This is a genomic window from Pedobacter sp., from assembly GCF_040513095.1.
GTDB lineage: Bacteria > Bacteroidota > Bacteroidia > Sphingobacteriales > Sphingobacteriaceae > Pedobacter.
This window is the reverse complement of the sequence record NZ_JBEVDX010000087.1, coordinates 1-5,269: the sequence shown is the minus strand read 5'-3', so window position 1 is coordinate 5,269 and position 5,269 is coordinate 1. Positions and strand designations below refer to the sequence as shown.

6 protein-coding genes are annotated in these 5,269 nt (G+C 41.5%); 1 reads left to right on the top strand and 5 read right to left on the bottom strand.

Annotated features, from left to right (window positions below; all coding sequences use genetic code 11):
• Positions 1 to 153: 153 nt before the first annotated feature.
• From ABWY16_RS10615 to ABWY16_RS10595, 5 genes are all read right to left on the bottom strand, one after another.
• Positions 154 to 978 carry an esterase-like activity of phytase family protein gene (locus tag ABWY16_RS10615; protein ID WP_353904621.1) on the bottom strand — a complete coding sequence of 275 codons (825 nt, stop codon included), beginning with the start codon at positions 976 to 978 and terminating at the stop codon, positions 154 to 156.
• Positions 947 to 1,300 (bottom strand): hypothetical protein, encoded by a 354-nt coding sequence (locus ABWY16_RS10610; RefSeq protein WP_353904620.1) that lies wholly within the window; start codon positions 1,298 to 1,300, stop codon positions 947 to 949. The genes ABWY16_RS10615 and ABWY16_RS10610 overlap by 32 nt, the downstream gene beginning before the upstream one ends.
• Before the next feature lie 229 nt (positions 1,301 to 1,529).
• Positions 1,530 to 1,778 carry a helix-turn-helix domain-containing protein gene (locus ABWY16_RS10605; RefSeq protein WP_353904619.1) on the bottom strand — a complete coding sequence of 83 codons (249 nt, stop codon included), beginning with the start codon at positions 1,776 to 1,778 and terminating at the stop codon, positions 1,530 to 1,532.
• Between the two features lie 643 nt (positions 1,779 to 2,421).
• Positions 2,422 to 2,865, bottom strand: a complete 444-nt coding sequence (locus tag ABWY16_RS10600) for a putative quinol monooxygenase (RefSeq protein ID WP_353904618.1) — start codon at positions 2,863 to 2,865, stop codon at positions 2,422 to 2,424.
• A 20-nt stretch (positions 2,866 to 2,885) separates the two neighbouring features.
• Positions 2,886 to 4,052 carry an FAD-dependent oxidoreductase gene (locus tag ABWY16_RS10595; protein WP_353904617.1) on the bottom strand — a complete coding sequence of 389 codons (1,167 nt, stop codon included), beginning with the start codon at positions 4,050 to 4,052 and terminating at the stop codon, positions 2,886 to 2,888.
• Positions 4,053 to 4,135: 83 nt separating this feature from the next.
• On the opposite strand from ABWY16_RS10595, the gene ABWY16_RS10590 reads away from it, so the two are divergent.
• Positions 4,136 to 5,110: a helix-turn-helix transcriptional regulator gene (locus tag ABWY16_RS10590; RefSeq protein ID WP_353904616.1), complete on the top strand. Its 975-nt coding sequence runs from the start codon at positions 4,136 to 4,138 to the stop codon at positions 5,108 to 5,110.
• Positions 5,111 to 5,269 lie beyond the last annotated feature (159 nt).

The following is a 5,269-nucleotide window of genomic DNA, read 5'->3' as shown; positions in this document are numbered from 1 at the left end:
AGATTTGTGGATGAGAAGAAAAGCGTAAAGTATCTTACCAATAACCCAATGGTAAGATACATTTATAATTGCGAATTATCTACAATACTGAAATATTCTTAATGGACCTTTTCTTCTCATTAGCCACCAAATATATTATCGGGACTATAGCGGTTAAAGCTTGATTTTCACAAAATACAAGCGGTTTCTATCCACGGATTTGGTCAAAGGCAGAATTTTCTGGGCAAATCCGCTTGCACCATTATCTACTACCCCAAAGTCATCATCGTTTGATATCACCAGGATATTACCTGGTAACAAGGCCAGGCCCTCAGCTTTATCGTGAGGATATGTTGCAGGCAAGTCTTTAAGCAAATCCAGCACAACGGTTTTCGTTTCTGGAGTAATACCCGCACCAGATAAACGCGTTGCATTGTTCAGCTCTTCCAAAGTTTTTCCATTAAATAATTTACCGGTTGCTCCATTTGCAGGATCAGAAATATCTGTCGCCTTGCTGATATCTATTTTAAATACCTTTTTGAAAGCCGCCGGATTTGTAGCATCTCCGCCGTACAGACCGTCACGTTCTAAAGTCAGGAAAGTAGTACTGTTCACCGCAACAATCTCACTCACTCCTGTCAGCGATGCATTATCCATTACGTAAGCGTACTGTTTGGTAGCACCAGTGGCAATATCGAATGTCAAAATCCTCAAAATTACCGAGCTGCTTACAGCCGTTCTCGATGGATTGTACATTGGCGACTGCATCATGCCAACGAGTGTTTTACCATCAGGGGTGATGGCTAAGCCTTCCATGCCTCTGTTGGGCCTTCTGTTTGCAAATACTGCCGGGATTTTTCTACCGCCCGTACCTGTTCCAAAGGGATTGATACGTTCCAAAGTCCTTCCGCCAGCATCAAAATGGGCAATGTGGGGTCCATACTCATCGCTGATCCAGAATGAACCATCAGAAGCCCTTAACCAAGCCTTCAGAATCAATTCCGTCCGCGCTCGGTGTAATGATTTTTCCAGATAAATCATATGCTGTTTCACCGGATGCTCCCATACCTGCAGGATTTGGCAACCCATTCAGCTTTGCTCCTGCTGCGTTCTTCAGTTCAATCACTTCCTGCAGTACAAGCTTACCGTCCTTCAATTTGAATTTGCCAATTTGCGGATCAAAATCCGGTTTACCTATGATAATTAAATTTGCAATCTGTCCGGCAACATTTGATCCGCGGTCAGTAAGCATGTAGAAAATATCCGGCGAGCTGAGATCAGCGGCCACAGCAGAGCCATAGCCCCCGTTATAAACTTTCACACCTGAGGCTGTAGTAAACAATGTAGGTACATCTACTACTTCTGCTACGTCGGGATAAACAATATCCGTTACCGGCTGGTTACTTTTTTACATGCAGCCAGATTCAACGAGAGCACTGCAGTGACAAGACATAAGTTTTTTTTCATGAGATTTATTTTGTTTTAGATCAACAAAAGAAACCTCTTCATATGAACTCATCATTAACCCGCGGATAATTCCCCTGACTACTTTAACTCACATCCTTTTCCATGGGGCAATCGACAGACATCAGCGAACTGATTTTCACATCCAGAATAACCGCAATTTTAAATAGCCTCTCTATCGGCAGCTTGCTAACACCCAGCTCAATTTTACTATATGCATTCTGGGATATGGAGAGCTTTGCTGCAAGATAATGCTGTGAATAATTGCGGTACATGCGTACCTTCCTGATGTTGGTTACTACAATCCGGACTTTCTCTTTAACCTCCTGCTTCATACAACTTATTGCTTTTATTTGGTACATCAAAGAAACAAAAAAATTACGGATTTGAATAAAATCCAGTAATGGATAATACGACAATAAATATTCGCCAAATTAGGTTACATTTATTAAAGTTCTGCTCCATGACTGAAATTGCTTATTCAGGACTCCATAATACAAGTGATTAGTCACCATCTTTCCGATTTTATGCATGTTATTTATCTATACTGCTTTCCAGCTTGCTACTGCCGCTAAAAATCTATCCGGCCAGAACCTTGCTAGTTAAGATGAAGCAAAGAAAAAAGTAAGCTGTTCGGATTATTTTTCGCTGGTGAGGGACTATTAATTTTTATAGCAGTATTGTAGTCTATCTGCATCGTCGGGAATTAATCGTACCAGCGATAGCACTGGCCGTTGGATTACACTTCATTCCTTTAGCCAGGATATTTGAAAGAAAATTTGATTATTATATTGGTACATGGAGTATACTGATTGCCATCTATGCAATGGTTTCTAGCCTCAACAATATTCTCACCACAGCAGCAGTATTTGCTTTTATTGGCATCGGCATGGCTCTTCCGATAAGCTTATATGGCTTTTGTATGCCTCGTGCAGCGCGAAAAGCACTTCATTGATTTTAAATTTTCTATCAATCAAATCACAGGTACTTCAATAATGCAGGTTTGATCTCCAGGGCTATAGGAGCCACGTCGACCAGTACAAGGGATTTGACCATTTTCAGTGTGCCGTTTTTATATTCAAGAAAATGTGGCGTCTTAATATGCAGCTGGTAGGCTTGTTCGCTGGCATATACTTCAAAGACTATAACTTTTGTGGGATGTTCTTTATCGTACACTGCCTGTAAAGCAAGTACACCGGGTTCTACCTGAACTGCTATTTTAGCATGCTTGGCAAGTGCTGCCCTGTATTCCTCCACACAGGCTGAATCAATCTCGATATTTGCTATCCTTACTTTTCTGCTACTCTGCTGAGCCATCGCATCCGTCTGAAATAACGTAAATACAATAATGGTTAAAACGTTTATTACCAACGTTAAGATCTCTATTTTAATTCTGGTTTGCTTTTGTTGATGGGTCATCATGTAGCGGTTCTTAAGGATGGTCAATGCAAAAACATAGCCAAAAGTTTTTCCAGCCCGGCAGGTGAGTGCATCCAGTCCGTATTATCTAATGTTTCTTTTCCTATTACAGCGAATCTCTTAAACATTTGTTTTTCATAATGAGCAATCGCAGCTTTAAACTCGTCTGAGTTGTCACCGGTTAAACTTTCACTCAGTTCAAAAGCATCAAGCATCGCCATATTTACTCCTTCTCCAGCATATGGAGGCATAACGTGTGCAGCGTCACCTATAATTGTGATATCCGGCTGAGCATCCCAGTATTGATCCAGGGGCATAAGGTACTGCGGTCTCGGTATGAAATACGTCATCTGATTAGTGAATAATTCAAGCCAGATTTCATTCCAGGCAGAAAATTCCTTTTGGAACCAATCCAGCATTTGTCCCCCATCTTTAAAATCAATTCCGCTTTCAGTAAACCAGCCTTCATTCTTTTTTAAGCCAATATAAAAATCAATACTGCCATCACCCTTAGCACTGATGGTTATAGACTTCGAATCTCCAAATGCCATGATCTTGCCCCCTTTTAACAGTTCATAAATCCGTGGCGCATTCACATGAGCATCACCAATATTTTTTTCTAAGATAGTGACGCCCGAATAAACCGGTTTAATTGGTGTAAGCACAGACCTGATCTTAGAGTTTGCGCCGTCTGCACCTATCACTATATCTGCGACAACGCTGCTGCCATTTTTAAATAGTAGTTTCCACTTACCTTCGCTTTTCTCTATTGAAACTACCTGACTGTCCCAGACTAAGGTGCCAGGGTTCAAAGCGTCCAGCAAAATATCACGCAACGGGCCCCGGTCTATTTCTGGTCTGAAAAATTCATCCCCAAAAGCGTGTGAAGATTCTTCACTATGCTCGTCATAAAAAATCACCGCATTTTGATCCAGCGCGCGCAGCCGATCATTATAAGGCCGGTATTTAGCCTTAAAGGCATCCATTAAGCCTGCCGCTTCGAGGGCTTTTAATCCGGATTCAGCATGCAGGTCGAGCGTCCCACCCTGCGCTCTTACTTGTCTGCCGGCATCTCTTTCGTAAACCTGGACAGCTATACCTTTACGTTGTAATAAATTAGCTAATGTCAATCCACCCGGCCCTCCCCCAATGATGGCTACCAGCTTATTTTCGATTATCATATTTCCCATTGTGAGTATTGCTTTTTCTGATACCAAAATTGTCAGTATTTTTAGAAATAAAATAGCTCCAAATAATTTAAAAATAGTCGTAAATGAGATTATCGATTACTGATGACGGATCCGGGATTTTAAAGAAATTTGCCAATGCCATTGGTGCCGTGGTCCATGGGCGCTTTGTACATATTCCAGAAAATAAAGGTGAAGGATATCTGACGGGATTTAACTGGGGGAACGATTTGCGGATGATGATCCGCAATTTTCATCTTAAAGATGATATTTATATCGACCGTACAAATAAATTGGCAGAGGGAACAGAGGATGTTATGTTTATGCTGAGCGGTATCTTTCCCCCCCCCGGTAATCAACCCGAAGAAATGCTGGCCGAACAGGGAAATGTGCTGATCTGTATGCATAAAGTTTCCGCCACTATGGCTATGCCTTCGAATACGATGTTCAGGAATATGACACTGGCAGTTTCCAGGCAATATCTACGTCAACTATTCGGAGCAATTAAACACCCGGCAGTTGAAACTATATTAAACGGCAATGATCAGTTTGTTTATGAAACAGGTTTATCAGCAGCAATGATCAGAACCGGCATTGAGATGCTGGATCAGCAGATTCCCGAAATGATCGAAAGCCATTTTTATAAAATCAAGTGCGAAGAGTTATTGTGTTATACTTTTGCGCTGTTATTGCAGCGGGAGGCTTCACCTACAAGCGATATGCACCTTGATGATATCAAAGCAATTTACGCTGTTAAAAGCCGCTTACAATCCTGTCTTAACGAACCGCCCAACATTGCTTCACTTGCGCGTGAATCCGGTATAGGTGAGCCAAAGCTGAGAAAACTGTTTAAGCAAACCTTCGGTAAAGGTGTCTTTGAATATTACCAGACTGCTCGAATGCAGGAAGCGGCCAGGTTGCTCCTGCAAGACAGTCTTACTGTTTCTGAAACAGGCTATCGTTTAGGATTTTCTAACCTAAGCCACTTTTCGAGGGTGTTTGAACAATATATTGGCGTAAAACCTAAAAAATATGTAATGGGCCATCGCAAATCACCGTGACCGCCCTGCCTTACTTAGTTGATATTTGGGGATTGGAAAGAGACTTTTTAGATTATTGTCAGGTTTAATTTTCATATAATCATCGTCACTGAGCAGAAAATAAACAGGACTAAGTTTAAAATGAGCCGCAAGCAGACTAAGGTGCTTAAGGCTATATTT